The sequence below is a fragment of the Nonomuraea sp. NBC_00507 genome, from assembly GCF_036013525.1.
Taxonomy (GTDB): Bacteria; Actinomycetota; Actinomycetes; order Streptosporangiales; family Streptosporangiaceae; genus Nonomuraea.
Map to the genome: position 1 here is coordinate 178,381 of NZ_CP107853.1, position 23,511 is coordinate 201,891.

The 23,511-nt window shown below is 65.8% G+C and carries 32 protein-coding genes; all 32 read right to left on the minus strand.

Features of this window, described 5'->3' with window-relative positions; all coding sequences use genetic code 11:
* Positions 1-8: 8 nt before the first annotated feature.
* Complete coding sequence (infA, locus tag OHA25_RS00810; RefSeq protein WP_012887858.1) at positions 9-230, minus strand: translation initiation factor IF-1; 222 nt, start codon at positions 228-230, stop codon at positions 9-11.
* A gap of 319 nt (positions 231-549) precedes the next feature.
* Positions 550-963: a hypothetical protein gene (locus OHA25_RS00815; protein WP_327585748.1), complete on the minus strand. Its 414-nt coding sequence runs from the start codon at positions 961-963 to the stop codon at positions 550-552.
* A 102-nt stretch (positions 964-1,065) separates the two neighbouring features.
* A complete protein-coding gene (locus OHA25_RS00820) occupies positions 1,066-1,494 on the minus strand; it encodes a DUF1707 SHOCT-like domain-containing protein (protein ID WP_327585749.1) in 429 nt (142 codons plus the stop codon).
* Positions 1,495-1,509: 15 nt separating this feature from the next.
* Entirely contained in the window at positions 1,510-2,319 is an 810-nt protein-coding gene (map, locus tag OHA25_RS00825) for a type I methionyl aminopeptidase (protein WP_327585750.1), read from the minus strand.
* Between the two features lie 109 nt (positions 2,320-2,428).
* Positions 2,429-3,079 (minus strand): adenylate kinase, encoded by a 651-nt coding sequence (locus OHA25_RS00830; RefSeq protein ID WP_305924415.1) that lies wholly within the window; start codon positions 3,077-3,079, stop codon positions 2,429-2,431.
* On the minus strand, positions 3,080-4,387 hold the full coding sequence (gene secY, locus OHA25_RS00835; RefSeq protein WP_327585751.1) for a preprotein translocase subunit SecY: 1,308 nt from the start codon (positions 4,385-4,387) through the stop codon (positions 3,080-3,082).
* A gap of 172 nt (positions 4,388-4,559) precedes the next feature.
* A complete protein-coding gene (gene rplO / locus OHA25_RS00840; RefSeq protein WP_327585752.1) occupies positions 4,560-5,015 on the minus strand; it encodes a 50S ribosomal protein L15 in 456 nt (151 codons plus the stop codon).
* 2 nt (positions 5,016-5,017) lie between these two features.
* A complete protein-coding gene (gene rpmD, locus OHA25_RS00845) occupies positions 5,018-5,200 on the minus strand; it encodes a 50S ribosomal protein L30 (RefSeq protein ID WP_080043226.1) in 183 nt (60 codons plus the stop codon).
* A gap of 2 nt (positions 5,201-5,202) precedes the next feature.
* Positions 5,203-5,832 carry a 30S ribosomal protein S5 gene (rpsE, locus tag OHA25_RS00850; protein ID WP_049572667.1) on the minus strand — a complete coding sequence of 210 codons (630 nt, stop codon included), beginning with the start codon at positions 5,830-5,832 and terminating at the stop codon, positions 5,203-5,205.
* A 25-nt stretch (positions 5,833-5,857) separates the two neighbouring features.
* Positions 5,858-6,241 carry a 50S ribosomal protein L18 gene (rplR, locus tag OHA25_RS00855; protein WP_327585753.1) on the minus strand — a complete coding sequence of 128 codons (384 nt, stop codon included), beginning with the start codon at positions 6,239-6,241 and terminating at the stop codon, positions 5,858-5,860.
* Between the two features lie 2 nt (positions 6,242-6,243).
* On the minus strand, positions 6,244-6,786 hold the full coding sequence (gene rplF / locus OHA25_RS00860) for a 50S ribosomal protein L6 (protein WP_305924411.1): 543 nt from the start codon (positions 6,784-6,786) through the stop codon (positions 6,244-6,246).
* A 16-nt stretch (positions 6,787-6,802) separates the two neighbouring features.
* Entirely contained in the window at positions 6,803-7,201 is a 399-nt protein-coding gene (rpsH, locus tag OHA25_RS00865) for a 30S ribosomal protein S8 (protein WP_020542297.1), read from the minus strand.
* A gap of 145 nt (positions 7,202-7,346) precedes the next feature.
* The gene (locus OHA25_RS00870; RefSeq protein WP_090769707.1) at positions 7,347-7,532 is read right to left on the minus strand and encodes a type Z 30S ribosomal protein S14; all 186 of its coding nucleotides are present in this window, start codon (positions 7,530-7,532) and stop codon (positions 7,347-7,349) included.
* A 4-nt stretch (positions 7,533-7,536) separates the two neighbouring features.
* The gene (rplE, locus tag OHA25_RS00875; protein WP_138670601.1) at positions 7,537-8,112 is read right to left on the minus strand and encodes a 50S ribosomal protein L5; all 576 of its coding nucleotides are present in this window, start codon (positions 8,110-8,112) and stop codon (positions 7,537-7,539) included.
* Positions 8,112-8,408, minus strand: coding sequence for a 50S ribosomal protein L24 (rplX, locus tag OHA25_RS00880; protein ID WP_305924476.1), 297 nt, complete (start codon positions 8,406-8,408; stop codon positions 8,112-8,114). Before rplX ends, rplE begins: the two co-directional genes overlap by 1 nt.
* An 11-nt stretch (positions 8,409-8,419) precedes the next feature.
* Complete coding sequence (gene rplN, locus OHA25_RS00885) at positions 8,420-8,791, minus strand: 50S ribosomal protein L14 (RefSeq protein WP_026214151.1); 372 nt, start codon at positions 8,789-8,791, stop codon at positions 8,420-8,422.
* 190 nt (positions 8,792-8,981) lie between these two features.
* Positions 8,982-9,272 carry a 30S ribosomal protein S17 gene (rpsQ, locus tag OHA25_RS00890; protein WP_305924410.1) on the minus strand — a complete coding sequence of 97 codons (291 nt, stop codon included), beginning with the start codon at positions 9,270-9,272 and terminating at the stop codon, positions 8,982-8,984.
* Entirely contained in the window at positions 9,265-9,501 is a 237-nt protein-coding gene (rpmC, locus tag OHA25_RS00895) for a 50S ribosomal protein L29 (RefSeq protein ID WP_080047279.1), read from the minus strand. The genes rpsQ and rpmC overlap by 8 nt, the downstream gene beginning before the upstream one ends.
* Positions 9,501-9,920, minus strand: coding sequence for a 50S ribosomal protein L16 (rplP, locus tag OHA25_RS00900; protein ID WP_305924409.1), 420 nt, complete (start codon positions 9,918-9,920; stop codon positions 9,501-9,503). The genes rpmC and rplP overlap by 1 nt, the downstream gene beginning before the upstream one ends.
* 2 nt (positions 9,921-9,922) lie before the next feature.
* Positions 9,923-10,756: a 30S ribosomal protein S3 gene (rpsC, locus tag OHA25_RS00905; RefSeq protein WP_305924408.1), complete on the minus strand. Its 834-nt coding sequence runs from the start codon at positions 10,754-10,756 to the stop codon at positions 9,923-9,925.
* Entirely contained in the window at positions 10,756-11,109 is a 354-nt protein-coding gene (rplV, locus tag OHA25_RS00910) for a 50S ribosomal protein L22 (RefSeq protein WP_305924407.1), read from the minus strand. Before rplV ends, rpsC begins: the two co-directional genes overlap by 1 nt.
* A 24-nt stretch (positions 11,110-11,133) precedes the next feature.
* The gene (rpsS, locus tag OHA25_RS00915; protein WP_219539599.1) at positions 11,134-11,412 is read right to left on the minus strand and encodes a 30S ribosomal protein S19; all 279 of its coding nucleotides are present in this window, start codon (positions 11,410-11,412) and stop codon (positions 11,134-11,136) included.
* A gap of 11 nt (positions 11,413-11,423) precedes the next feature.
* Positions 11,424-12,260, minus strand: coding sequence for a 50S ribosomal protein L2 (gene rplB / locus OHA25_RS00920; RefSeq protein WP_127939590.1), 837 nt, complete (start codon positions 12,258-12,260; stop codon positions 11,424-11,426).
* A gap of 103 nt (positions 12,261-12,363) precedes the next feature.
* On the minus strand, positions 12,364-12,666 hold the full coding sequence (gene rplW / locus OHA25_RS00925) for a 50S ribosomal protein L23 (RefSeq protein ID WP_327585754.1): 303 nt from the start codon (positions 12,664-12,666) through the stop codon (positions 12,364-12,366).
* Entirely contained in the window at positions 12,666-13,316 is a 651-nt protein-coding gene (gene rplD, locus OHA25_RS00930; protein WP_327585755.1) for a 50S ribosomal protein L4, read from the minus strand. The genes rplW and rplD overlap by 1 nt, the downstream gene beginning before the upstream one ends.
* Positions 13,313-13,966 carry a 50S ribosomal protein L3 gene (gene rplC / locus OHA25_RS00935; protein ID WP_305924404.1) on the minus strand — a complete coding sequence of 218 codons (654 nt, stop codon included), beginning with the start codon at positions 13,964-13,966 and terminating at the stop codon, positions 13,313-13,315. The genes rplD and rplC overlap by 4 nt, the downstream gene beginning before the upstream one ends.
* A gap of 14 nt (positions 13,967-13,980) precedes the next feature.
* A complete protein-coding gene (rpsJ, locus tag OHA25_RS00940) occupies positions 13,981-14,289 on the minus strand; it encodes a 30S ribosomal protein S10 (protein ID WP_012887830.1) in 309 nt (102 codons plus the stop codon).
* A 253-nt stretch (positions 14,290-14,542) separates the two neighbouring features.
* On the minus strand, positions 14,543-15,736 hold the full coding sequence (gene tuf, locus OHA25_RS00945; protein WP_305924403.1) for an elongation factor Tu: 1,194 nt from the start codon (positions 15,734-15,736) through the stop codon (positions 14,543-14,545).
* Positions 15,737-15,886: 150 nt separating this feature from the next.
* Positions 15,887-17,935 (minus strand): elongation factor G, encoded by a 2,049-nt coding sequence (fusA, locus tag OHA25_RS00950; protein ID WP_371825977.1) that lies wholly within the window; start codon positions 17,933-17,935, stop codon positions 15,887-15,889.
* A gap of 88 nt (positions 17,936-18,023) precedes the next feature.
* Positions 18,024-18,494 (minus strand): 30S ribosomal protein S7, encoded by a 471-nt coding sequence (gene rpsG, locus OHA25_RS00955; RefSeq protein ID WP_020542314.1) that lies wholly within the window; start codon positions 18,492-18,494, stop codon positions 18,024-18,026.
* Between the two features lie 2 nt (positions 18,495-18,496).
* Positions 18,497-18,871: a 30S ribosomal protein S12 gene (gene rpsL / locus OHA25_RS00960; protein ID WP_020542315.1), complete on the minus strand. Its 375-nt coding sequence runs from the start codon at positions 18,869-18,871 to the stop codon at positions 18,497-18,499.
* Between the two features lie 760 nt (positions 18,872-19,631).
* On the minus strand, positions 19,632-23,510 hold the full coding sequence (locus OHA25_RS00965) for a DNA-directed RNA polymerase subunit beta' (protein ID WP_327585756.1): 3,879 nt from the start codon (positions 23,508-23,510) through the stop codon (positions 19,632-19,634).
* Between the last annotated feature and the right edge of the window lies 1 nt (position 23,511).

Consider the following 23,511-nt stretch of genomic DNA (forward strand, 5'->3'; position numbering starts at 1 on the left):
CAGACGTCTTACTTGTATCGGTAGACGATCCGCCCACGACTCAGGTCGTAGGGGCTCAGTTCAACGACTACCCGGTCGTCAGGAAGGATCCGGATGTAGTGCATCCGCATCCGTCCGCTGATGTGGGCCAGGACCTTATGGCCGTTGTCGAGCTGCACCCGGAACATGGCGTTCGGGAGCGACTCAACCACAGTGCCCTCGATCTCGATGGCGCCGTCTTTCTTGGCCAAAATTCCTCGCGTTTCACTGATCGGTCGTCTGAGGCTCCGGTTCACTACGCAGCCGCGACCTTCACGCTTCGAAGAGAGCGACGGTCAGCAAAGACCGCCGACGCGTGATAGTCATAGTGAGCCGACTAAGGAGTGTACGACACCTGACTCCAAAACGCGAAACGCGTGCCAGGTGTCCTGACACAACCACGTAATAGTGTACCCCAGGATCATCGGGCCCAAGGCGCACAGCGGAAGGCCCGCCGAGGGAGAGAACTCGGCGGGCCTTCCAGGGGATAGGGCTCACAGGGCAGTGCGGTGCCTCGCGACCATGGGCGGACTAGTAGATGCGGTGCGGGGAGCCGCAGTAGGAGAACTTGCCGCCCCAGCAGGTGTAGGTGTAGAGCTTCTTGATCCCGTGCTTGGACCAGGTCTCGCTGTACGACCCGTCCCACTGACGGTAGAACTTGTGCCAGCTACCGCCGGAGTAGTAGTTGAACCACACGTAGCCGTGCTTCGAGGTGAACTCCTTGCCGTACCACTTCGTGTAGACCTTGCCGTTCTGCTTCCAGGTCTTGCCGTAGGTGTAGGCCTTGTGGTTGCTGGAGTAGTACTTGCCCCAGTTGCCCATCGACGTCGCCGTCGAGGCGGCGGTCTGGGTCGCGGTGGCCGCCTGGGCGGCGGGGGCGGCGACGGCGAGGCCGGTGACGGCGATCGAACCGGCGAGGGCGGCAGCTGCGAGGACCTTGCGCATGAGATTTCCTCCGTGAGTCGTGTTCCCGACACCGCTCACGTTAGGAAGTCGCGCTTATCCGTTCTGCGCACGAATCCACACAGTGCACTAATGCACACTGTCCTACTTTTTCTTCGGCTGATTGCTGCCGAAAATGGTGCTCACCAGCAATATCACGCCCCACGGCCCCATCACCCACATCGGCCACGGATAGACCCCGCCGTCCGCCGAAAGGCTCACGATCAGCCAGATGACCCAGTTGATCCCGCTGGCCATGGCCCAGGCGCCCCAGGCGGCCTTCATGCCCGAATGCATGCCGTCTTTGCTCTCGATGGCCTTGGCCGTCTTGGCGGGCCGGTTGCGCAGGTCCACGTCGGGCAGGTCGGCCGTCAGCTTGGCGAGCTCACCGTAGGTCTTGCTCTTGTAGAGGTCTTCGAGCCGCTCGTTGAACTCCTCCATCGTGATGCGGCCCTGCGCGGTGTGCTCGCGAAGGATGGCTGCCACCCGGTCGCGGTCGGAGTCGGATGCTCGCATTTCGGGGCTGTTCGCCATCCCGCCCACTCCCGGCTAGGTCTGCAATTGAGTAAGGCGCTCCTTGCCCCCGTCTAGGGCGGTTAGCACCCAAGGACCATTATGTGTCACGGCAACGCTGTGTTCGAAGTGTGCGGAGGCTTTGCCGTCGATCGTTACCACGGTCCAGTCGTCGGCCAGCACGCGCGTGCGCTCCGTGCCCAGGTTGACCATCGGCTCGATGGCCAGGCACATGCCCTCCTCCAGCACCGGGCCCCGCCCCGGCCGGCCGTGGTTGGCGATCCAGGGGTCCATGTGCATCTCGGTGCCGATGCCGTGGCCGCCGTACTCCTGAGGGATGCCGAACCGGCCTTGCGACCTGACGTACCGCTCGATCTCGTAGCCGATGTCGGACAGGTGCCGGCCGGGCCGCAGCGCCGCGATGCCGCGCCACATGGACTCTTCCGTGACCCGCATCAGCTCCGTGAGCTTGGGATCCACTTCGCCGACCGCGACCGTGACCGCCGAGTCGCCATGCCAGCCGTCGAGGATGGCGCCGCAGTCGATCGAGATGATGTCACCCTCCTGCAGCTTGCGGGCGTTCGTCGGGATGCCGTGCACCACCTCGTCGTTCACCGACGCGCAGATCGTCGCCGGAAAGCCCTGGTAACCCTTGAACGACGGGATCGCGCCCTCGCCCCTGATCGCCTTCTCGGCGATGGAGTCCAGGTCCAGCGGCGTCATGCCGGGCTCGACCGAGCGCTTCAGCAGGTCGAGCGTGCGCCCGACCACCAGCCCCGCCGCCCGCATCTTCTCGAGCTGCTGCGGTGACTTGATCTGGATTCCGTGGCGGTTCCTCTTGAACATGTTCTGCCCCCCTGGGTCTCAACGGGCCACCTGGGGGCCCAATTCCCCCACAATAGCCGCGAGGTGGCACGGAAACCCGTGCCACCTCCGCAGATCGGTGCCGCCGCAGCTAGCCCATGAACGGGCGGATCGCCTCCATGGCTCGCTGGGTGACCTCTTCGACCGGTCCGGTCGCGTCGACCCCCACGAGGATGCCCTCGTCGGCGTAGTAGGAGACCAGCGGCGCCGTCTGCTCCTGGTAGACCTCCAGGCGATGCCGGACGGTCTCCTCCTTGTCGTCGTCCCGCTGGAACAACGCGCCCCCGCACGCGTCGCACCTGTCGTCCTTCTTGTCATCGAACTCGACGTGCCAGATGCGGCCGCACTGGCTGCACGTGCGCCGGCCGGCCAGCCGCCTGACCACCTCGTCGTCATCCACGACAAGCTCAAGGACGAGGTCCAGCGCCTGGCCCCAGTCCTTGAGCATGTCGCGCAGGATCTCGGCCTGCGCGACATTGCGCGGGAAGCCGTCGAGCAGGAAACCGTCCTGCGCGTCCGGCTCCGAGAGGCGGTCACGGACCATGGCGATGGTGACCTCATCGGGCACCAGGTCGCCACGGTCCATATATGTCTTGGCCAGCCTGCCAAGATCCGTGCCACCCGAGACGTTGGCACGGAAGATGTCACCTGTCGAGATCTTCGGGATGGACAGGTTCGATGCGATGTACTGAGCCTGTGTCCCCTTACCCGCTCCGGGGGGCCCGACCAGAACGAGACGCATCTACCGCAGGAAGCCTTCGTAATTACGCTGCTGCAGCTGACTCTCGACCTGCTTAACCGTGTCCAGACCGACGCCTACCATGATCAGAATGCTCGTCCCTCCGAACGGGAAGTTCTGGCTCGCACCGGCGATCGCCAGCGCGACGATCGGGACCATGGAGATCAGACCCAGATAGATCGCGCCCGGCGTGGTCAGACGGGTGAGCACGAAGTTCAGGTATTCAGCCGTCGGCCGGCCGGGGCGGATGCCCGGAATGAAACCACCGTACTTCTTCATGTTGTCGGCGACTTCAGCGGGGTTGAACGTAATGGATACGTAGAAGTACGTGAAGAAGATGATCAGCAGGAAGAACGTGGCCATGTAGATCGGGGTGTCGCCCGTGGCCAGGTTCTGAGAGATCCACCGGATCACCACGTTGTCGCTCGTCTGGAAGAGCGACGTGACGAGTTGCGGCAGGTAGAGCAGCGAAGAGGCGAAGATGACCGGGATGATGCCGGCCTGGTTGACCTTGAGCGGGATGTAGGTGGACGTGCCGCCGTACATCCTGCGGCCGACCATCCGCTTGGCGTATTGAACCGGGATGCGCCGCTGCCCCTGCTCGACGAAGACCACTGCGGCGATCATGAAGACGCCGACCACCATGACCACCGCGAAGGTGAACTTGTTGGCCTGGAAGATGTTGGCCAGCTCGGACGGGAAGACCGCGACGATCTGGGTGAAGATCAGAATGGACATGCCGTTGCCGACGCCCCGGTCGGTGATCAGCTCGCCCAGCCACATGATGACGGACGTGCCGGCCGTCATGATGACCACCATCGTGACGATGCCGAAGATGTTGTCGGGGTCGAGCAGGACGTCCTGCTGGCAGTTCGGGAAGAGCTGGCCGGTGCGGGCCAGCGCGATGAACGCTGTGGACTGCAGGACCGCGAGTCCGATGGTCAGATAACGCGTATACTGCGTGATCTTGGTTTGGCCGGACTGGCCTTCCTTCTTCAGTGCCTCGAGGCGCGGGATCACGACGACGAGCAGCTGGAGAATGATGCTCGCGGTGATGTACGGCATGATGCCGAGCGCGAACACTGAAAGTTTCAGGAGGGCGCCGCCGCTGAACAGCTGCACCATCCCGTAGATGTTGCCGGTGTCTTGATCAGCGCGCGCCTGGTTGAAACAGGCCGCCAGATTCTGTACGTGAACTCCCGGAGTCGGAAGAACCGAGCCGAGACGGAAAAGCGCGATGATGCCCAAGGTGAAGAGCAACTTCTTGCGCAGGTCCGGCGTCCGGAACGCCCGGGTAAACGCGGTCAGCACGGTCCCTCCTGCGCGCCTATAAGGCGATGTGAGTATGCGGCGATGGTGCGGGGATCTGCCATCTGAGTCTCATTGTCAAACGAGCCGGACAGAAGCCTGCCGTCTGCGAACTCTAACGCACTACGGGCGTGGGGGCCCATTGTCAGAACCCCCACGCCTCGTCATAGCGTTGCTACAGCTCGGTAACGGAGCCACCTGCGGCGGCGATCTTTTCCTTCGCGGCGGCCGAGAAGGCGTGAGCCTGCACGTTCACCGCGACGGAGATCTCGCCGGTGCCGAGCACCTTGACGAGCTGGTTCTTGCGAACAGCACCCTTGGCGACCAGCGTCTCGACGGTGACCTCGCCACCCTCGGGGAACAGCTCGCCGAGCCTGTCAAGGTTGACGACCTGGTAGGTCGTCTTGAACATGGCGTTGGAGAAGCCCTTGAGCTTCGGCAGACGCCTCTGCAGCGGCACCTGGCCACCCTCGAAACCGAGGGGAACCGTCGTACGGGCGTGGCTGCCCTTGGTGCCGCGACCGGCCGTCTTGCCCTTCGACGCCTCGCCACGACCCTTGCGGATCTTGGCCTTGTTGGCGCCGGGAGCAGGACGCAGGTCGTGAATCTTGAGCGGAGCCTTGTCAGTCATGACTAGTCGACCTCTTCCACCTCGACGAGGTGCGTCACCACGGAGACCATCCCGCGAATCTCGGGCCGGTCCTCCTTGACGACGACATCGCCGATTCGCTTCAGGCCAAGCGAACGCAGCGAGTCACGCTGGTTCTGCTTGCCACCGATCTTCGAGCGAACCTGAGTGATCTTCAGGCGTGCCATGACTAGCTCACCGCCTTGGCGGCCGCGGCCTCCGCGATGCCCTCGCGCTGAGCCTTGAGCATCCGGGCCGGAGCCACGTCCTCGATCGGCAGGCCACGGCGGGCGGCGATCTCCTCGGGCCGGGAAAGGCCCTTCAGAGCCGCCACAGTGGCGTGCACGATGTTGATCGGGTTGTCCGAGCCGAGCGACTTGGACAGCACGTCGTGGATGCCCGCGCACTCCAGCACCGCACGCACCGGGCCACCGGCGATGACGCCGGTACCGGCCGAGGCCGGACGCAGGAAGACGACGCCGGCCGCCTCCTCGCCCTGCACGGTGTGCGGGATGGTGCCCTGGATGCGGGGCACCTTGAAGAAGTGCTTCTTCGCTTCCTCGACGCCCTTGGCGATGGCCGCGGGGACTTCCTTGGCCTTGCCATAGCCGACGCCGACCAGGCCGTTGCCGTCACCGACGACGACGAGGGCGGTGAAGCTGAAGCGACGACCACCCTTCACGACCTTGGCCACTCGGTTGATCTTCACTACGCGCTCGATGTACGAGACGCCCTTGTCGGCGGCGCCACCGCGGCGATCGTCACGACGGTCCCGCCGCTCGCCACCGGTGCCGCCACCGCGACGCGGAGCTGCAGCCATCAGTGGTTCCTCATCTCAGTTGCCATCAGAATTCGAGCCCGCCTTCGCGGGCGCTGTCCGCCAGGGCCGCGATGCGACCGGCGTAGCGGTTGCCACCGCGGTCGAAGACGACCGCCGTGATCCCGGCTTCCTTGGCCCGCTGAGCGAGGAGCTCGCCGACCTTCTTGGCCTTCTCCGTCTTGTCCGCCTCCAGGGAGCGCAGCGAGGGGTCCATGGTGGACGCGCTCACCAGCGTGTGGCCGACGGTGTCGTCCACGATCTGGACGAACATGTGACGGGTCGAACGGTTGACGACCAGGCGCGGACGCGCGGTCGTGCCGACGACGTTCTTGCGGACGCGGCGGTGACGGCGGGCCCGCGAGACGGTGCGGGCAGCCGTGTGCTTGCTGAACGCAGTCTTCGGAGCCATGCCTACTTACCAGCCTTTCCGACCTTGCGGCGGATCTGTTCGCCCTGGTAACGCACGCCCTTGCCCTTATACGGGTCAGGCTTGCGCAACTTTCGGATGTTGGCCGCGACCTCGCCGACCTTCTGCTTGTCGATGCCGTCCACGTGGAACACGGTGGGCTTCTCGACGCGGAAGGAGACGCCCTCAGGGGCGTCGACGATGACCGGGTGACTGAAGCCCAGCGAGAACTCCAGCTGCGACGGGCCCTTGGCCTGAACGCGGTAACCGACGCCGACGATCTCCAGGGACTTCGAGTAGCCCTGGGTGACGCCCTGCACCATGTTGGCGATCAGCGTCCTGGACAGGCCGTGCAGCGCACGCACCTTGTTCTCGTCGTTGGGCCGGGTGACGGCGATGGAGCCGTCCTCGTCCCGAGCCACCTTGATGGGCTCGGCGACCGTGTGACTGAGCGTGCCCTTCGGGCCCTTGACCTGGACATCCTGGCCGTCGATCGTGATGTCTACGCCACTGGGCACAGGGATGGGCAGCCGTCCGATTCTCGACATGCTGTGTTCCTCCCCTCTACCAGACGTAGGCGAGGACTTCCCCGCCCACACCACGCTTGCCGGCCTGCTTGTCGGTCATGAGGCCGTGGGACGTCGAGATGATCGCGACGCCCAGTCCGCCCAGGACTCGAGGCAGGTTGTCCTTCTTCGCATAAACCCGCAGACCGGGCTTGGAAACCCGGCGCAGGCCCGCGAGCGACCGCTCACGGGTGGGCCCGAACTTGAGCTCCACCACGAGGTTCTTCCCAACCTTGGCGTCTTCGACGGTCCAGGCCTGGATGTAGCCCTCCTGCTGGAGGATCTCGGCGATGTGCGCCTTGATCTTCGAATACGGCATCGACACGCTGTCGTGGTACGCCGAGTTCGCATTGCGCAGACGAGTCAGCATGTCTGCAATCGGGTCGGTCATCGTCATGATGGCCAGTGGCCTTCCTCGCCGCGGTTTCCAGTCGGCCAAGCGGAGCTCTGCCGGTGGACCTTCGGCGCGGTCACGGACGCAAAGCGCGTCCTGATCTTCTTGATATGTACGGGGGGCGACGCGGGGCCGCCCCCTAGGGTATCTACCAGCTGGACTTGGTGATGCCGGGCAGTTCGCCCCGGTGCGCCATCTCGCGGAAGCACACGCGGCAAAGCCCGAACTTGCGGTAGACGGCGCGCGGCCGGCCACAACGCGTGCACCGGGTGTAGGCCCGGACCTCGAACTTCTGCTTGCGCCCCGCCTTGGCGATCAGCGACTTCTTCGCCATTGGATCAGGCCTCCTTGAAAGGGAAGCCGAGGAGCTTCAGCAGCGCCCGGCCCTGGTCGTCGTTCTTCGCGGTGGTCACGATCGTGATGTCCATGCCCCGCGGCCGGTCGACCTTGTCCTGGTCGACCTCGTGGAACATGACCTGCTCGGTCAGACCGAAGGTGTAGTTGCCGTTGCCGTCGAACTGCTTGGGCGACAGGCCGCGGAAGTCCCGGATACGGGGCAGCGCCAGCGCCAGCAGCCGGTCCAGGAACTCCCACATGCGGTCGCCGCGCAGCGTGACGTGCGCGCCGATCGGCATGCCCTCACGCAGCTTGAACTGCGCGATGGACTTGCGGGCCCGGACCACGGCCGGCTTCTGGCCGGTGATCGCGGTGAGGTCGCGGACGGCGCCCTCGATGAGCTTCGAGTCGCGAGCCGCCTCGCCGACGCCCATGTTGACCTTGATCTTGGTCAGGGCCGGGATCTGCATGACGTTCTCGATGCCGAACTGCTCGCGAAGCTGCTGCGCGATCTCCTCGCGGTACTTCGTCTTGAGTCGCGGCGTCGGACGCTCGGTCTCAGTGGTCGTGGCGGTCATCAGCTGTCCTCACCCGTCTTCTCGTCGGCCTTCTTCTCGTCGGCCTTCTTGTCGGCGGGCTTGTCGTCCTTGAGCTTCTTCACGTTCGAGACGTGGATCGGGGCCTCCATGGTCTGCACGCCACCCGTCTTGGCGCCGCGCGGACCCTGGTTGGACTCCTTCTCGTGCTTCTTGATCATGTTGACGCCCTCGACCACCACGCGGTCCTCGCGCGGGAGAGCGGCGATCACACGGCCCTTGGCACCCTTGTCCTTGCCCGCGATGACCTGAACCAGGTCACCCTTCTTCACATGCAACGACTTCGGCATCACAGCACCTCCGGGGCGAGCGAGATGATCCGCATGAACTTCTTGTCACGCAGCTCGCGACCGACCGGGCCGAAGATACGAGTGCCGCGAGGGTCACCGCTGTCCTTGATGATGACGGCGGCGTTCTCGTCGAAGCGGATGTAGGAGCCGTCGGGCCGGCGGCGCTCCTTGACCGTGCGGACGATGACGGCCTTGACCACGTCGCCCTTCTTGACGCCAGTGCTGCCGGGCAGCGCGTCCTTGACAGTGGCGACGATGACGTCGCCGATACCGGCGTAGCGTCGGCCCGAGCCACCGAGAACACGGATGCAAAGGATCTCCTTTGCGCCCGTGTTGTCGGCGACCTTGAGCCGCGACTCCTGCTGGATCACGTTGAACTCCTGTTAGTCGCGCCGGTTCTCATTTCTGAGCCTGGCGGAACCGTCGTTGTCTTGTTCCCACGGCCACAGCCCTCGCTGAGGGCCGCACCGCAGGCGACGCGGGACCAGGTGGCCCCGCGTCCTTGGACGCCGTCGTGGGGGCTCTGAGAGCCCCCACGAGGCGCGGTATATCCGAGAGGGCCTACTTGGCCTTCTCGAGGATCTCCACGACCCTCCACCGCTTGGTGGCGGAGAGGGGGCGGGTCTCCATGAGCAGCACGCGGTCGCCGACGCCGCAGGCGTTGGCCTCGTCGTGTGCCTTGTACTTGGTCGTACGGCGGATGACCTTGCCGTACAGACGGTGCTTCACGCGGTCCTCGACGGCGACGACGACGGTCTTGTCCATCTTGTCGCTGACGACCAGGCCCTCGCGGACCTTGCGGAAGTGCCGCGCGTTCTCGGTGGTGTTCTCAGTGGTCTCGGTCTCAGCCATCGCTCGTCTCCTTCTCGACCGTGACGATGCCGAGCTCGCGCTCGCGCATCACGGTGTAGATACGGGCGATCTCGCGGCGGACGGCACGCAACCGCCCGTGGCTCTCCAACTGACCGGTCGCCGCCTGGAAGCGGAGGTTGAACAGCTCCTCCTTGGCTTCCTTGAGCTTCTGGACCAGGGTGTCCTGGTCCTCCACTCGCAGCTCGCCGGCGGTCAGGCCCTTAGCCATCACGCCTCACCCACTTCACGCTTAACGATCTTGCACTTCATCGGGAGCTTGTGAATCGCCCTGGTGAGCGCCTCACGCGCCACCGACTCCGCCACGCCGGACAGCTCGAACATCACGCGTCCGGGCTTGACGTTGGCGATCCACCACTCCGGCGAGCCCTTACCGGAACCCATGCGGGTCTCGGCGGGCTTCTTGGTGAGCGGGCGGTCGGGGTAGATGTTGATCCACACCTTGCCACCACGGCGGATGTGACGGGTCATCGCGATACGAGCGGACTCGATCTGACGGTTGGTCACGTAAGAGTGCTCAATCGCCTGAATGCCGAACTCGCCGAACGTGACCCTGGTGCCGCCCTTGGCGGCTCCGCTGCGGTCGGGCCGGTGCTGCTTGCGGTGCTTGACCCTGCGCGGGATCAGCATGGTCAGCTCCCTTCAGCACCCGGCTGCGCGGCCGGGCCGGTCTCGGGGGCAGCCTGGGAGGCGGCCTCAGTACGGGGGGCGCGGCCACCACCGCGACGCGGGCGGTCGCCACCACCACGGCGGGGACGCTCGCCACCGCCACGACGGTCGTCGCGCTCGCGACGCTGGCCGGCACGAGCACCGGCGGCAGCCGCCTCGCGCTCGGCGCGGCTGGTCGGAGCCTCGCCCTTGTAGATCCAGACCTTCACGCCGATGCGGCCGAAGGTCGTGCGGGCCTCGTAGAAGCCGTAGTCGATGTCCGCGCGGAGCGTGTGCAGTGGCACGCGACCCTCGCGGTAGAACTCCGACCTCGACATCTCAGCGCCGCCCAGACGACCCGCGCACTGGACACGGATGCCCTTGGCGCCGGACTTCATGGCCGACTGCATCGCCTTGCGCATGGCACGGCGGAACGAGACACGGCTGGACAGCTGCTCGGCCACGCCCTGCGCGACGAGCTGCGCGTCGATCTCCGGGTTCTTGACCTCGAGGATGTTGAGCTGGACCTGCTTCTTGGTCAGCTTCTCCAGGTCGCCACGGATACGGTCCGCCTCGGCGCCGCGCCGGCCGATCACGATGCCGGGCCGCGCGGTGTGGATGTCCACCTGCACGCGGTCCGTGGTGCGCTCGATCTCGACCTTGGAGATGCCGGCCCGCTCCATGCCCTTCTGCAGCATGCGGCGGATCGCCACGTCCTCGGCGACGTACGACTTGTACAGCTTGTCGGCGTACCACCGGCTCTTGAAGTCGGTCGTGATGCCGAGGCGGAACCCGTGCGGGTTAACCTTCTGGCCCACTATCGGGTCCTTCCCTTCGGCTCGCGGGACTCCACGATCACAGTGATGTGGCTCGTCCGCTTGTTGATCCGATAGGCGCGACCCTGTGCACGCGGACGGAACCGCTTCAGCGTCGGGCCCTCGTCGACCCAGGCCCGGCTGACGACGAGCGTCTGCGGGTCGAGGTCGAAGTTGTGCTCAGCGTTCGCCATGGCGCTGCTGAGCACCTTGAAGATCGGCTCGCTCGCCGACTGGGGAGCGAACTGCAGCACGGCCTGCGCCTCCGAAGCGGGCAGCCCGCGAATGAGGTCCACCACACGGCGGGCCTTCTGGGGCGTGACACGGACGAACCGCGCCTGAGCCCTGGCTTCCATCGCTTTCTCCTACTTCCGGGACGCTTACCGCCGGCTGCGGCGGTCTTCCTTGACGTGGCTGCGGAACGTCCGCGTGGGGGCGAACTCTCCGAGCTTGTGGCCGATCATGGACTCGGTGACGAACACCGGGACGTGCTTGCGGCCGTCGTGCACGGCGATCGTGTGCCCGAGCATGTCGGGAACGATCATGGAGCGCCGCGACCACGTCTTGATGACGGTTTTGGTGCCCTTCTCGTTCTGGGCGTCCACCTTCTTGGCGAGGTGGTCGTCCACGAAGGGACCCTTCTTAAGGCTACGTGGCATTTCGGCTGCTCCTACCGCTTCTTCCTCTTGCTCCGACGACGGATGATCAGCCGGTCGCTGGACTTGTTGGCCTGGCGGGTGCGCCCCTCGGGCTTGCCCTTCGGGTTCACCGGGTGGCGACCACCGGAGGTCTTGCCCTCACCACCACCGTGCGGGTGGTCGACGGGGTTCATCGCGACACCGCGGACGGTGGGGCGCTTGCCCTTCCACCGCATACGGCCGGCCTTGCCCCAGTTGATGTTGGCCTGCTCGGCGTTGCCGACCTGGCCCACCGTCGCCCGGCAGCGCACGTCGACCATGCGCATCTCACCGGACGGCATACGCAGGGTGGCGTACTGGCCTTCCTTGGCGAGCAGCTGGATCTGGGCACCCGCGCTACGGCCGAGCTTGGCGCCGCCGCCCGGACGGAGCTCCACCGCGTGGATGAAGGTACCGGTCGGGATGTTGCGCAGCGGCAGGCAGTTGCCCGGCTTGATGTCGGCCGCGGGGCCGTTCTCGATACGATCGCCCTGCTTGAGGCCGGTCGGCGCGATGATGTAGCGCTTCTCGCCGTCGGCGTAGTGGAGCAGAGCGATATTGGCGGTGCGGTTGGGGTCGTACTCGATGTGAGCGACCTTGGCCGGAATGCCGTCCTTGTCATGCCTACGGAAGTCAATGATCCGGTAGGCGCGCTTGTGACCGCCGCCCTGGTGGCGTGCGGTGACCCGGCCGTGTACGTTGCGGCCGCCCTTGCCGTGAAGGGGCGCAAGCAACGACTTCTCGGGCTCGCTGCGGGTGATCTCGGAGAAGTCCGAGACACTCGATCCGCGGCGACCCGGAGTGGTCGGCTTGTACTTACGGATGCCCATCTTTTTCGTTCATCCTTCGTCGGTTACATGGATGAGCCCGCCGCACCGAAGTGCGACGGTCTCGCCCCGCGGGCCTGTTCGGCCCGCGCACTATCTGTGGCTGCTAGCCGATCTGACCGAAGATGTCGATCCGATCGCCCTCAACCAGGCTCACGATCGCGCGCTTGGTGTCGGGACGCTTGCCGAAACCGGTGCGGGTGCGCTTGCGCTTGCCCTGCCGGTTGATCGTGTTCACGTCGGTGACCTTGACCCCGAAGATCTGCTCAACAGCGATCTTGACCTGGGTCTTGTTCGCGGTCGTCTTCACCAGGAACGTGTACTTGTTGTGCTCATCGATCAGGCCGTAGCTCTTCTCAGAGACGACCGGCTTGATGATGACGTCGCGCGGGTCGGCGATCTTGTCCATCAGGCCTCTTCCTTCCCGCCGTTGCTCAGTCTGGCCACGACCTGGTCGTACGCCTCCTGGGTGAAGACCACGTCGTCGGACACGAGCACGTCGTACGTGTTGAGCTGCCCCGCGTCCAGCAGGTGGACCTCAGGGGCGTTGCGCAGGCTCAGCCACGTCATCTCGTCGGCCTCGTCGACCACGACGAGCACGCGCCGCCCCTGCGTGACCTTGCGCAGCGCCTCGAGCGCGGCCTTGGTCTTGGGGGTCTCCCCCGTGACCAGCGAGCTGACCACGTGGACGCGGCCGCCGCTCGCGCGGTCGGACAGCGCGCCGCGCAGGGCGGCGGCCTTCATCTTCTTGGGCGTGCGCTGAGAGTAGTCACGCGGCAGGGGACCGTGAACGACCCCACCGCCGGCGAACTGCGGCGCACGGGTCGAGCCCTGACGGGCGCGGCCGGTGCCCTTCTGGCGGTACGGCTTCTTGCCGCCGCCGGAGACCTCACCACGGGTCTTGGCCTTGTGAGTGCCCTGCCGGCGAGCGGCGAGCTGGGCCACGACCACCTGGTGGATCAGCGGAACGTTGACCTTGGTGCCGAAGATGTTTTCGGGCAGGTCAACCGTGCCGGTCTTCGCCCCGCTGGGGTCGAGGACGTCGATAGTGGTGCTCACTTGGATGCCCCCTTCTTGGCAGCGGTACGGACGAGGACCAGGCTGCCGTTGGCGCCGGGGATCGCACCCTTGATCAGGATGAGACCGTTCTCGGCGTCCACGGAGTGAACCTTGAGGCTCTGCACAGTGGTGCGGACGTTACCCATCCGGCCAGCCATGCGCAGACCCTTGAAAACGCGGCCCGGGGTGGCGCAGCCACCGATGGAACCCGGCGAGCGGTGCTTGCGCTGCGTACCGTGCGACGCGCCCAGACCACCGAAGCCGTGCCGCTTCATGACACCGGCGAAGCCCTTGCCCTTGCTCTTGCCCGTCACGTCGACGAACTGGCCGGCCTCGAAGGTGTCGGCCAGCAGCTCCTGGCCCAGGGTGTAGTCGCTCGCGTCGTCGGTGCGGATCTCCGCGAAGTAACGGCGCGGGGTGATGTCGTGCTTACGCAGGTAGTCGCCGAGCGGCTTGTTGACCTTCCGGGGGTCGACCTGCCCGAAGCCGAGCTGGATGGCGGAGTAGCCGTCCTTCTCTGCGGTGCGGACGCGGGTCACCACGCACGGACCGGCCTCGACCACGGTCACCGGAACCATCCGGTTGTCCGCGTCGAAGACCTGGGTCATGCCGAGCTTCTTGCCCAGGACGCCCTTCATCGTCTTAGCCATGTCAGTGCGTTCCCTCAGAGCTTGATCGAAATGTCGACACCCGCGGGAAGGTCGAGCCGCATGAGCGAGTCAACCGTCTTGGGGGTCGGGTCGATGATGTCAATCAGCCGCTTGTGCGTGCGCATCTCGAAGTGCTCGCGGCTGTCCTTGTACTTGTGCGGCGAGCGGATGACGCAGTACACGTTCTTCTCGGTCGGCAGCGGCACCGGGCCCGCGACCTTCGCGCCAGTCCGCGTCACCGTCTCGACGATCTTCTTGGCCGAGCTGTCGATGACCTCGTGGTCATAGGCCTTGAGCCGAATGCGGATCTTCTGTCCCGCCATAGTGGCCTCGGTGTCCTTCGCTGTCGTCTGAAAAAGTATCGTGCGGCCTGTTGCCGCTGTGCTGGTGCAGGCCAGAGCCTGCTTGACCCCACGAGGCAGACGCAGTCGATCTGCCATTTCTTCCGTGATCCGGCAGTGACTTCGGTCACGAGGCCGAAGCTACTGCTGGATCACGGCGCTTTGCGTGAGGCTCTTACGTGGTGCGGCGGTCGGACCCGGATGTTCGGGGCCGACCGCCGCCCCGACGGTCTAGCTACTTGATGATCTTCACGACCCGGCCGGCGCCGACGGTGCGGCCACCCTCACGGATCGCGAACTTGAGGCCTTCCTCCATGGCGATGGGCTGGATCAGCTCAACGCGCATTTCGGTGTTGTCGCCCGGCATGACCATCTCGGTGCCCTCAGGGAGGTGCACGACACCGGTCACGTCAGTCGTACGGAAGTAGAACTGCGGGCGGTAGTTGTTGAAGAACGGCGTGTGGCGGCCGCCCTCGTCCTTGGACAGGATGTAGACCTGGCCGGTGAAATCGGTGTGCGGGGTCGTCGTGCCCGGCTTGATGATGCACTGGCCGCGCTCGACGTCGTCGCGCTTGATGCCGCGGAGCAGCAGGGCGGCGTTGTCACCGGCGTGACCCTCGTCGAGCATCTTGTTGAACATCTCGATGCTGGTGACGGTGGTCGTGGTCTTCTCCGGCTTGATGCCGATGATGTCGACCTGCTCGTTGACCTTGACGATGCCGCGCTCGATACGGCCGGTGACGACCGTGCCGCGACCGGTGATCGAGAAGACGTCCTCGACCGGCATGAGGAACGGCTTGTCCGTCTCACGCGGCGGCTCGGGAACGTTCTCGTCCACGGCGTTCATCAGCTCGACGATGCTGTCGGCCCACTTCTCGTCGCCCTCGAGAGCCTTGAGCGCGGAGACGCGGACGACCGGCAGGTCGTCGCCGGGGAACTCCTGAGCGGACAGAAGCTCACGGACCTCCAGCTCGACGAGCTCGAGGATCTCCTCGTCGTCCACCATGTCGGCCTTGTTGAGGGCCACGACGATGTAGGGGACGCCGACCTGGCGGGCCAGGAGGACGTGCTCCTTCGTCTGCGGCATCGGGCCGTCGGTGGCGGCGACCACGAGGATGGCGCCGTCCATCTGAGCGGCACCGGTGATCATGTTCTTTACGTAGTCCGCGTGACCAGGGCAGTCAACGTGCGCGTAGTGACGCTTCTCCGTCTGGTACTCGACGTGCGCGATCGAGATCGTGATGCCACGAGCCTTCTCCTCCGGCGCCTTGTCGATCTTGTCGAACGGGGTCGCCTTGTTCAGCTCGGGGAAACGGTCGTGAAGCACCTTGGTGATCGCCGCGGTCAGCGTGGTCTTGCCGTGGTCGATGTGTCCAATGGTGCCGATGTTCATGTGCGGCTTGGTCCGCTCGAACTTGGCCTTGCCCACTGGTTCTCTCCTTGAGAATCTGACTGACTTTCGTCTACACACTCGGGCCCGGGAACTCCCGAACCCCTTGGCGGCGGGGTGGCTCGCACCACCCCACCAGGGACCAGGACAGAAGTCCTGGCTCGATCCCTCGCGGGATCGGACCAGGAACTACTCGCCCCGGGCCTTCGCGACGATCTCCTTCGCGATGCCCGGAGGCACCTCCGAGTAGGAGTCGAACTGCATGCTGTAGCTCGCGCGCCCCTGCGTCTTGCTACGCAGGTCACCCACGTAGCCGAACATCTCAGACAGCGGCACGAGCGCCGTGACGACACGGGCGCCGGCCCGCTCGTCCATGGACTGGATCTGCCCGCGGCGACCGTTGAGGTCGCCGATGACGTCACCCATGTAGTCCTCGGGCGTGGTGACCTCGACGGCCATCATCGGCTCGAGGAGCACGGCGTCCGCCTTGCGCGCGGCCTCCTTGAAGGCCATCGAGCCAGCGATCTTGAACGCCATCTCCGAGGAGTCGACGTCGTGCGCGGCACCGTCGACCAGCGTAACCTTCACGCCGACCATCGGGTAACCGGCCAGCACGCCGAACTCGGCGGCCTCCTGAGCGCCCGCGTCGACCGAGGGGATGTATTCCCTCGGGACCCGGCCACCCGTGACCTTGTTCTCGAACTCGTAGCCGTCGTTGCCCTCGCCCAGCGGCTCGAGGTTGATGATGACCCGCGCGAACTGACCGGAACCACCGGTCTGCTTCTTGTGGGTGTAGTCGAGCTTCTCCACCTTGCGGCGGATCGTCTCGCGGTAGGCAACCTGCGGACGGCCGACGTTGGCCTCGACCTTGAACTCGCGACGCATACGGTCGACGAGGATCTCCAGGTGAAGCTCGCCCATGCCCCAGATGACCGTCTGGCCGGTCTCCTCGTCACGGCGGACCTGGAAGGACGGGTCCTCCTCGGCCAGCCGCTGGATCGCGGTCGACAGCTTCTCCTGGTCACCCTTGGTCTTGGGCTCGATGGCGACGTTGATCACCGGAGCCGGGAACGTCATCGACTCGAGGACGACCTGGTTCGCCGGGTCAGAGAGGGTGTCACCAGTGGTGGTGTCCTTCAGACCCATGACCGCCACGATCTGACCAGCGATCGCCGAGGGGCGCTCTTCGCGCTTGTTGGCGTGCATCTGGTAGATCTTGCCGATCCGCTCCTTCTTGCCCTTCACAGAGTTGACAACCTGTGAACCGGTGTCGAGCGTGCCCGAGTAGATGCGGATGTAAGTGAGCTTGCCCAGGTGCGGGTCGCTGGCGATCTTGAACGCCAGAGCGGAGAACGGCTCGGCCGGGTCCGCGTGGCGCTCGATCACCTGGTCCTCCTTGCCGACCGCGTGACCCTTGAAGGCCTTGAGGTCGGTCGGGGCGGGGAGGTAGGCGACAATCGCGTCGAGCAGGGGCTGCACGCCCTTGTTCTTGAACGCGGTCCCGCACAGCACCGGGTTGATGGCGCTGGCCAGCGTGGCGCGGCGAATGGCCGCCACCAGCTGCTCCTCGGTGGGCTCCTGCCCCTCGAGGAAGAGCTCCATCAGCTCGTCGTCGTTCTCGGCGACGGTCTCGATGAGACGGTCCCGCCACTCGCGAGCGGCCTCGGCGTGGTCGGCCGGGATGTCGACGGTGTCGTACATCTCGCCCTTGGCAGCCTCGGCGCTCCAGATGAGACCCTTCATCTTGATGAGGTCGATGACGCCCTTGAAGTCGGCCTCAACGCCCCACGGAAGCTGGATCACAGCCGGGGTCGCACCCAGGCGGGTGACCATCATCTCGACGCAGCGGTGGAACTCCGCGCCGACCCGGTCCATCTTGTTGACGAAGCAGATCCGGGGAACTTCGTAGCGGTCAGCCTGGCGCCACACCGTCTCCGACTGCGGCTCGACACCCGCGACGCCGTCGAACACGGCGACAGCACCGTCGAGGACGCGGAGCGAACGCTCCACCTCGATGGTGAAGTCCACGTGACCCGGAGTGTCGATGATGTTGATGGTGTGACCGATCCACTCACAGGTGGTCGCGGCAGACGTGATCGTGATGCCGCGCTCCTGCTCCTGCTCCATCCAGTCCATCGTGGCAGCGCCCTCGTGGACTTCACCGATCTTGTAGTTGATGCCGGTGTAGAACAGGATGCGCTCGGTCGTGGTGGTCTTGCCCGCGTCGATATGGGCCATGATCCCAATGTTGCGGACCTTGGCCAGGTCAAGAGCGGTCGTAGCGGCCACTTTAACTCGCGTCCTCGTCGTCTCGTCGAACCCGCTGTTACCAGCGGTAGTGGGCGAAGGCCTTGTTGGACTCGGCCATCTTGTGGGTGTCCTCGCGCTTCTTGACGCTCGCCCCGAGGCCGTTGCTGGCGTCGAGGAGCTCGTTCATGAGGCGCTCGGTCATGGTCTTCTCGCGGCGGGCGCGGGAGTATTGCACCAGCCAGCGCAGGGCCAGGGTGGTGCTGCGCGCGGCGCGCACCTCAACCGGCACCTGGTAGGTCGCGCCACCGACACGGCGGCTGCGGACCTCGAGAGTCGGCTTGACGTTGTCGAGCGCGCGCTTCAGGGTGACGACCGGGTCGTTGCCCGTCTTCTCCCTGCAGCCCTCGAGGGCGCCGTAGACGATCGACTGCGCGATGGAGCGCTTGCCGTCCAGGAGCACCTTGTTGATCAGAGCGGTCACCAGCGGCGAGCTGTAAACCGGGTCAGCCATGAGCTGACGACGGCCAGGAGAACCCTTACGAGGCATTGTTAGCTCTTCTCCTTCTTCGCGCCGTAGCGGCTACGGGCCTGCTTGCGGTTGCGGACACCCTGGGTGTCCAGCGAACCGCGGATGATCTTGTAGCGAACACCAGGCAGGTCCTTCACACGACCGCCACGCACGAGCACGATGGAGTGCTCCTGCAGGTTGTGACCCACACCGGGGATGTAGGCCGTGACCTCAATGCCGTTCGTGAGCCGAACGCGGGCCACCTTACGCAGTGCCGAGTTGGGCTTCTTCGGGGTCGTGGTGTAGACGCGCTGGCACACGCCGCGCCGCTGCGGACTCCCCTTGAGGGCAGGAGTCTTGGTCTTAGAGACCTTGTCCTGCCGGCCCTTGCGGACCAACTGCTGAATAGTGGGCACTGCCACTCCGTTTCGTGCCTTGGCCGGTGTTACGTCAGTTGTGATGCATTTCGCAGGTTCTGCCGGTGTCATGACCTGCTGGTTTTCTCTGTCTCGGTGCCCCCGCGCTCGGGCGTGTCGCGCTATTCACGCAGACGTCCCGCGAGGTTTACGAGCCAGGAAGCCGTCCCGCACTCGTAATGAGCGCACGGTCGAGAGCCCGCATAGAGACGGGCACGATGTCCAAGACTACCCAGGCCCATGCGACACGTCAAAACGGCGCGGCAAGGCTGATCAGCCATGCCACTCCGGGTCGCCGGGGCCTATCTCATCCAGCCCATCTACAGCTCCACGCTCATGATATAGGCTCCCGCCGCCTTCCGTCCCCGGTACGCCCAACCGTCACCCGACCGCGACCAATCGCCACCCCCCACCACGGCCCACAGCGCACCGTAGAGACGAGCGGCTCACGCCCCGCCCTGGAACTCGGCCCCCTGTGCGTCGTAACGGCGGTGCACCACTGAAGGGCTCAGAAACCGTCTCCCTGGAGGGCCCTCAGCCCCGAGCGGCGACTGGGCCGCCACGGCACCGCCGTAACGAAAGAAGGGGTTGAACGCAGCGCGCCCGGACTTGGTGCGAGACGGACCCCGGCCGCAGAACCGCACGGGTTTGAACGCAGCGCGCCCGGACTTGGTGCGAGACGGACCCCGGCCGGGAACGCAGCGCGCCCGGGCCTCTTGGACAAGAGACCCGGGCGCGTCACCTACAGGCGATCAAGAATTCATCGGTTGTACTGGCCGAAGTCGTACTCCTCCAGCGGGACCGCCTCGCCACTGCCGGTGCCGAAGGTGTAGTCCGCCGCGGTGCCGTCGTAGCCACCGACGGTGTACATGGCCGCCTTGGCCTCTTCGGTCGGCTCCACCCGGATGTTCCGGTACTGCGGCATGCCGGTGCCGGCCGGGATGAGCTTACCGATGATGACGTTCTCCTTCAGACCCAGCAGCGAGTCGGACTTGGCGTGGATCGCCGCGTCCGTCAGCACCCTGGTCGTCTCCTGGAAGGACGCCGCCGACAGCCACGACTCGGTCGCGAGCGAGGCCTTCGTGATGCCCATGAGCACCGGACGACCGGCGGCCGGAGAGCCGCCCTCCGCCACCGTCTCGCGATTCATCAGCTCGAAGCGCGGCCGCTCGACGAGCTCGCCGGGCAGCAGGTCGGTGTCGCCGGACTCCAGGACGTTGACCCGCTTGAGCATCTGCCGAACGATGATCTCGATGTGCTTGTCGTGGATCGACACACCCTGGGACCGGTAGACCTGCTGGACCTCCGCCACCAGGTGCAGCTGCACGGCCCGCGGGCCGAGGATGCGCAGCACCTCGTTGGGGTTGACCGCACCGGCGACCAGCTGCTGGCCGACCGTGACCCGCTGGCCGTCCTGCACCAGCAGGCGCGACCGCATCGACACCGGGTAGGCGATCTCTTCCGAGCCGTCGTCCGGAGTGATGACGATCTTCCTGGTCTTGTCGGTCTCGTCGATGCGAGCCCGGCCCTCGGCCTCGGAGATCGGGGCGACACCCTTGGGGATGCGCGCCTCGAACAGCTCCGTGACACGGGGCAGACCGTGGGTGATGTCGGCGCCGGCCACACCACCGGTGTGGAAGGTCCGCATCGTCAGCTGCGTGCCGGGCTCACCGATCGACTGGGCGGCGATGATGCCGACCGCCTCGCCGACGTCCACGAGCTTGCCGGTGGCCAGCGAGCGGCCGTAGCAGGTCGCGCAGACACCGATCTTCGCCTCGCAGACGAGCGCGCTGCGCGTGCGCACCGTCTCGACCCCGGCCTCGACCAGCTTCGTCACGTGGGTGTCGTTGATGTCGACGCCCGCCGGGACGATGACCTTGCCGTCGGCCTCGACGTCCTCGGCCAGGATGCGGCCGTGCACGTTGGACTCGGCGTTCTCCGCCTTGACCAGGTTGCCCGACGCGTCGCGGTCGGCCACGTGCAGCGGGACCGCGCGGTCGGTGCCGCAGTCGATCTCGCGCACGATGACGTCCTGTGCGACGTCCACCAGACGACGGGTCAGGTAACCCGAGTCGGCGGTACGCAGCGCGGTGTCGGCCAGACCCTTCCGCTGACCGTGGGTGGAGATGAAGTATTCCAGCACCGACAGGCCCTCGCGGAACGAGGCCTTGATCGGCCGCGGGATCGTCTCACCCTTGGTGTTGGACACCAGGCCACGGATGCCGGCGATCTGCCGGACCTGCATCTTGTTACCACGGGCGCCGGAGTTGACCATCATCCAGACCGGGTTGGTCGCCGGGAAGGCGTTGACCATGTCGGTCTCGACGTCGGCCGTCGCGTGCGTCCAGATCTCGATGAGCTCCTGACGGCGCTCCTCGTCGGTGATCAGACCGCGCTCGTACTCGCGCTGGACCTTGTCGGCCCGGCGCTCGTAGTTTTCCATGATGTCGGTCTTGTTGGGCGGCGCGACGACGTCCTCGATCGAGATCGTGACACCGGAGCGGGTCGCCCAGCGGAAGCCGGCGTCCTTGAGCGCGTCGAGCGAGTTGGCGACCTCGATCTTGGGGTAGGTCTCCGCCAGCTCGTTCACGATCGTGGACAGCTGCTTCTTGCCGACCTGGAAGTCGACGAACGGGTAGCTCTCGGGCAGCGTCTGGTTGAACAGGCACCGGCCGAAGGTCGTCTCCAGCCTGATCGCGTCGCCCTGCTCCCAGCCCTCGGGTGCCACCCAGTCGCGCGGCGGCAGGACATCGTCCTTTAGCCGGATCTGGATCTTCGCCTGGATCTCCAGCTCGCCGCGGTCGAAGGCCATCTGCGCCTCGGCGATCGAGCCGAACACGCGGCCCTCGCCGATCGCGCCGTCCTTCTGGGTGGTCAGCCAGTAGAGGCCGATGACCATGTCCTGGGTGGGCATCGTCACGGGCTTGCCGTCGGCCGGCTTGAGGATGTTGTTGGTCGAGAGCATCAGGATGCGTGCCTCGGCCTGGGCCTCAGCCGACAGCGGCAGGTGCACGGCCATCTGGTCGCCGTCGAAGTCCGCGTTGAACGCGGTGCAGACGAGCGGGTGGATCTGGATGGCCTTGCCCTCGACCAGCTGCGGCTCGAACGCCTGGATGCCCAGGCGGTGGAGCGTCGGAGCGCGGTTGAGCAGCACCGGGTGCTCGGTGATGACCTCTTCGAGCACGTCCCACACCACGGGGCGGGCGCGCTCGACCATCCGCTTGGCCGACTTGATGTTCTGCGCGTGGTTGAGGTCCACGAGCCTCTTCATCACGAACGGCTTGAACAGCTCCAGCGCCATCTGCTTGGGCAGACCGCACTGGTGCAGCTTGAGCTGCGGGCCGACGACGATGACCGAACGGCCGGAGTAGTCGACTCGCTTGCCCAGCAGGTTCTGGCGGAAACGACCCTGCTTACCCTTCAGCATGTCGCTGAGGGACTTCAGCGGACGGTTGCCGGGACCGGTGACCGGGCGACCGCGGCGGCCGTTGTCGAACAGCGCGTCCACGGCCTCCTGGAGCATCCGCTTCTCGTTGTTCACGATGATCTCGGGCGCGCCGAGGTCGAGAAGCCTCTTGAGGCGGTTGTTCCGGTTGATGACCCGGCGGTAGAGGTCGTTGAGGTCCGAGGTCGCGAACCGGCCACCGTCGAGCTGCACCATCGGGCGCAGGTCCGGCGGGATGACCGGAATGCAGTCCAGCACCATGCCACGCGGCGAGTTCGTGGTGTTGAGGAACGCGGACACGACCTTGAGCCGCTTGAGCGCGCGGGCCTTCTTCTGGCCCTTGCCGCTGCGGATGGTCTCGCGCAGGTTCTCCGACTCGACATCGAGGTCGAAGCTGATCAGGCGGTCCTGGATCGCCTGCGCGCCCATGCCGCCCTTGAAGTAGCGGCCGAAGCGGTCGCGCATCTCGCGGTAGAGCAGCTCGTCGCCCTCGAGGTCCTGGACCTTGAGGTTCTTGAAGCGGCTCCAGACCTCGTCGAGCCGGTCCAGCTCGCGCTGGGCCCGGTCGCGCAGCTGACGCATCTCGCGCTCGGCGCCCTCGCGGACCTTGCGGCGCTGGTCGCCCTTGGCGCCGGCGGCCTCAAGCTCGCCCAGGTCGGCCTCGAGCTTCTTCTGCCTGGCCTCGACGTCGGCGTCGCGGCGCTGCTCGATGTGCTGCCGCTCGACGGAGATCTTCGCCTCCAGCGAGGGCAGGTCACGCTCACGCATCTCGGTGTCGACATGCGTGATCATGTAGGCCGCGAAGTAGATGACCTTCTCCAGGTCCTTCGGGGCCAGGTCGAGCAGGTAGCCGAGGCGCGACGGGACGCCCTTGAAGTACCAGATGTGCGTGACGGGCGCGGCCAGCTCGATGTGGCCCATCCGCTCACGACGCACCTTGGCCCGGGTCACCTCGACGCCGCAGCGCTCACAGATGATGCCCTTGAACCGGACGCGCTTGTACTTACCGCAGTAGCACTCCCAGTCCCGGGTCGGACCGAAGATCTTCTCGCAGAAGAGCCCGTCCTTTTCCGGCTTGAGGGTCCGGTAGTTGATCGTCTCCGGCTTCTTGACCTCGCCGTGCGACCACTGACGGATGTCGTCGGCGGTCGCAAGACCGATCCTGAGCTCGTCGAAGAAGTTGACGTCTAGCATT